Here is a 3,464-nt window from a genome sequence, read left to right on the forward strand (position 1 = left end):
CAACAGGGTGCCGTTGCAGCCCAATTCTGCGTCCCATAAGGCGCTTTTGTCGGGTGGCAACTGCACCCTACCTGCCGGTAACCCGCCACGAAGCGCAGCGGAGCCTCCTACGGTCCCCACCACCGTCCCACCCGTCACTGCATGCGCTGTGGACCCGCAGGGTCCGAGACGCTCCCGCACCCAAGCAACCGGCAATGACCACTTCGCGGCAGCAGCCAGCCTGAACCCCAGCCACGAACACCGCCACAGGCAGTGAGCGCACCCCAGCCCGCCCCCTTCCCTCCCGCTGCTGGCGCCTTGGACCCGGAGGGTCCGAGACGAAACCCGCACCCGGTCGGGCGCAATACCGCCCCACCCGCCAGTCGCCCGCGGCACCAGCCCACACCCCGGCGGCAGACAGCGAGCCCGCCCCAACCCCAGCCCCGTCGCCGCTCGCGCTGTGGACCGCAGGGGCAACCCTCCCGACACCACACATTGATGAGCAGTAGCAGCGCTCGTAGGTTGCCTCTGCCCGAACTGCTGATCACAGCACGTCAATGATCACGCGTCGCGGTGACCTTTGGCGTCGGCCCCAACATCTGGGGTTAACAGGTCCCGGAGGCAGGGAACTCGTCGGCTATCACTGCGCCCAGGAAGTCGGACCAAGCGCCTTGTCGGCAGAACAGAAGCATCCCGTCCGGCGTCTTGCTGTCGCGCACGACGCGGCCTCCATCAGCGGTGTGCGCCACCTCCACGTTCGAGTAAGGCGACTTCCGAAAAGCGCTGACGATCTCTTTCACGATCCCTCTTCCGTGTGCTGAGGTCTGCCTTCGAGGTAGCGCTGAATGGACTCGGCAGTCGGCGGTCGGCAGTCTTGCCCGGCGGCGGCGCAGCCGAGCGCCATCCCGGTTGTCTCCTCGCGTATTCGCCAACCGAACTCGAAGCAAGTGATCAGCCACAGATGGCAGATGAAGTCGTCAGCCGTCAGAGAGACCGGTGGTCTTTATCGTCTGGACGAAGGAGGCCCAGGAGCCTTCGGGGAATATGAGGCAGGGACCTGCCGGGAATTGGCTGTCCCGCACCGGTATGTGCCCGGGAGCGCCGTCGGCGACCTCGACGCAGTCGCCGCCCTGGCCGCTGTAGCTGCTCTTCCGCCAGTGCCAAGCGGTGTTCTCGGACTCGGGGGTGCTCATGCTGAGTTACCTCTCTGCTCAACGACTGTCACAGCTCCTGTCGTGCCTTGGCGATCATGTCGAGGCTGTCCCCGGGGCTCAAGGCGATGGAACGGAGCGAATCGAAGATGAGCGTATATTCCTCGGTCTCCGCCGGTGTCTCCATGTAGAGCGTCCCCGTCCGATGCTCAACGCACACGACGCTGGAGAACGAGGAGCTGGCAAAGCCGAAGAGCACGAACGATCCGGCCAGCCCGGCGTGCGCACCGGCCCGGTTGGGAATGACCTGGAGCTCGACGCTCGGGTGCTCCGCCATGGTCGCCAGGTGCTCAAGCTGCTTGTTCATGACCTGGCGCCCGCCGATTTGCAGCCGGATCGCCGCCTCGCCTTCGATCACGCATAGCCGTGGCGGCACCGTGCGCTGCAAGACCTCCTGTCGCTTTATCCGCGCCGTGACCAATGCCTCCACCTCGTCCTGGTTCAAGGTGGACGGCGCTGCGGACAGCACCGCTCGCGCGTAATCCGGCGTCTGCAACAGCCCGGCCACCAGGTTGGCCTGGTAGGACCGGACGTAGTCGGCGGTTTGCTCGTAATCGATGAAGTCCGTGTAGGTGGGCCGGGCCAGCCCCGCGCGATGCACCCAGCCGGGTTCCCTGCTGCGCTGGGCCAGCGACACCATTTCCTCGACCTGCGCGGGATCTTCCACGCCGTAGAACGTGAGCAGGTCGCGCAATTCCCCCAGCGAGACGCCCAACCGGGCGTTCTCGATCCGGTTGATCTTGGTGCGGTGGCACCCGATTCGGTCTGCCGCCTCTTCCGCCGTCCTGCCCGCTTCTTCTCGGAACGAGACCAGCAGCGCCGCCAGTCGGCGTCGTCGAACCGTGGGACGTACCCCTGCCATGTGAACCCCCTGCTGTCGAGCGTGCGGTAGCACAGTACTGGCCGGAAAAGATCTTGGAACTAGTTCCAAAGAGTCGGTTGCGATTCGCTCTTGCGCAGAGCACTCTAGTCCCGACATCACTCAACGTGTCAATGGAGTGACGCTTGGGTGATCGTCGAGTCCTGTTATGCGCTCCAAGGGGATAGCTATGTCCGCACGTGCCAGATCGGTAACAGCAGTCCCAACATCCATCGCTCCAGACGAAGTTGAGTACTGGTTCGCCTCGCATCGAAGAAGCGCCGGGCTGGCCCGGGCGGCCCTTCGTCAGCAGCTCCGGCAGTGGGGCATCGGCGGAGAAACCGTGGACGTGGCCGAGCTGCTGCTGGCGGAGTTGGTCGCCAACGCCGTGGAGGCACAGGCACAGGCACAGGCACAGGCACAGGCGGAGACGGAGGCAGAGCCGGCCGCAGGCCAAGTGGTCGGGGTGAGGTTCACGCTGAAGGCGCCCGGTTTGCGGGTGGAGGTGGCGGATACCGCCGAAGGGTGGCCCGTGGTGAACCAGGCGGAGGAAGGCGACGAATGCGGGCGTGGTTTGGCAGTGGTGGCCGCCTTGGCCGATGCGTGGGGCGTCGCGTCGTACGAGGGCGGAAAGTCCGTATGGGCGGAGCTGGCCATTACTATGGTGACGGTGCGGTGAGCGGAGGCGACCCGCCATTCCATCCGCCGCCCCGGTCCCGCCGCGAGATTCGCGTACTGGCGCTGGCCTATCTCCCCAACGGGCGCACCGTTCCGCTCGGCTGTGCCACTGTGAACTCGCCGAGGCTGGCGATGAGGTGCGTTCTGAACCGGGTTACGGACATGGTGGAGCAGGCCCACGAGGGCCCGGTGCCGCCGAATTGGGAACTGTCGGCCGACTCGTGTGAATACGAGCGGGCTCTCGGCCAGTTGGCTGCTGGGTTCACGTACGTCTTCGAGGTCGTCGGCGGGGACGGGGCTCGGTACGTCATCAGCGCCGAGCCGACGCCTTCGCGGAAGGGCCGGCTGGCGGGGGTTCGGGATGCCGGTGGCCCGGCGGTTCATTGATGCAGGTGGGCCAAGGCTCCCTCATTGACGGGATAGGGGCTTTCGCGGGGCAGGAGTTGTTGCGCGGCGGCCAGGTCCCCTTCCCGTACGTGCGCGTGGATCGTATGCGTGAGTGGGGTGACGTCGGTGATGGAGACGGTCCACTCGTCGGCGTAGAGGCGCGCGGCCTCGCCGGTGAGGCCGAGTTGGAGCGACCGGTGGGGGAGCGGCTGGAGGCGCAGGTCGCGTTCGGGGTCCCATTGGACCCGCGCCGGGGCTCCTAATTCGTGAGTAGGTGGCTCCAGGTCAGCCCCGGAGAGACTGCTGGACTTGGTGTGGATGGGTTGCGTGGTGGTCGCATGGGCGCCGGA

General features: G+C 66.2%; 5 protein-coding genes. 1 reads left to right on the forward strand and 4 read right to left on the reverse strand.

Annotation, left to right across the window (positions count from 1 at the left end):
* Positions 1–584: 584 nt before the first annotated feature.
* From ACFU99_RS37810 to ACFU99_RS37820, 3 genes are read right to left on the reverse strand one after another with little or no spacing between them, the layout of a single operon-like run.
* Entirely contained in the window at positions 585–938 is a 354-nt protein-coding gene (locus ACFU99_RS37810) for a DUF397 domain-containing protein (RefSeq protein ID WP_384401470.1), read from the reverse strand.
* Between the two features lie 18 nt (positions 939–956).
* Positions 957–1,172 carry a DUF397 domain-containing protein gene (locus ACFU99_RS37815; RefSeq protein WP_384401473.1) on the reverse strand — a complete coding sequence of 72 codons (216 nt, stop codon included), beginning with the start codon at positions 1,170–1,172 and terminating at the stop codon, positions 957–959.
* 28 nt (positions 1,173–1,200) lie between these two features.
* Positions 1,201–2,052: a helix-turn-helix domain-containing protein gene (locus tag ACFU99_RS37820; RefSeq protein WP_384401476.1), complete on the reverse strand. Its 852-nt coding sequence runs from the start codon at positions 2,050–2,052 to the stop codon at positions 1,201–1,203.
* Between the two features lie 187 nt (positions 2,053–2,239).
* On the opposite strand from ACFU99_RS37820, the gene ACFU99_RS37825 reads away from it, so the two are divergent.
* A complete protein-coding gene (locus ACFU99_RS37825; protein WP_384401479.1) occupies positions 2,240–2,728 on the forward strand; it encodes an ATP-binding protein in 489 nt (162 codons plus the stop codon).
* Between the two features lie 379 nt (positions 2,729–3,107).
* On the opposite strand, the gene ACFU99_RS37830 is transcribed toward ACFU99_RS37825, so the two are convergent.
* Positions 3,108–3,464, reverse strand: a 357-nt coding sequence (locus ACFU99_RS37830; RefSeq protein ID WP_384401482.1) for a DUF4291 family protein, incomplete at its 5' end; no start/stop codon positions are given.

It is taken from the genome of Streptomyces sp. NPDC057654, assembly GCF_042800135.1.
Lineage (GTDB): Bacteria > Actinomycetota > Actinomycetes > Streptomycetales > Streptomycetaceae > Streptomyces.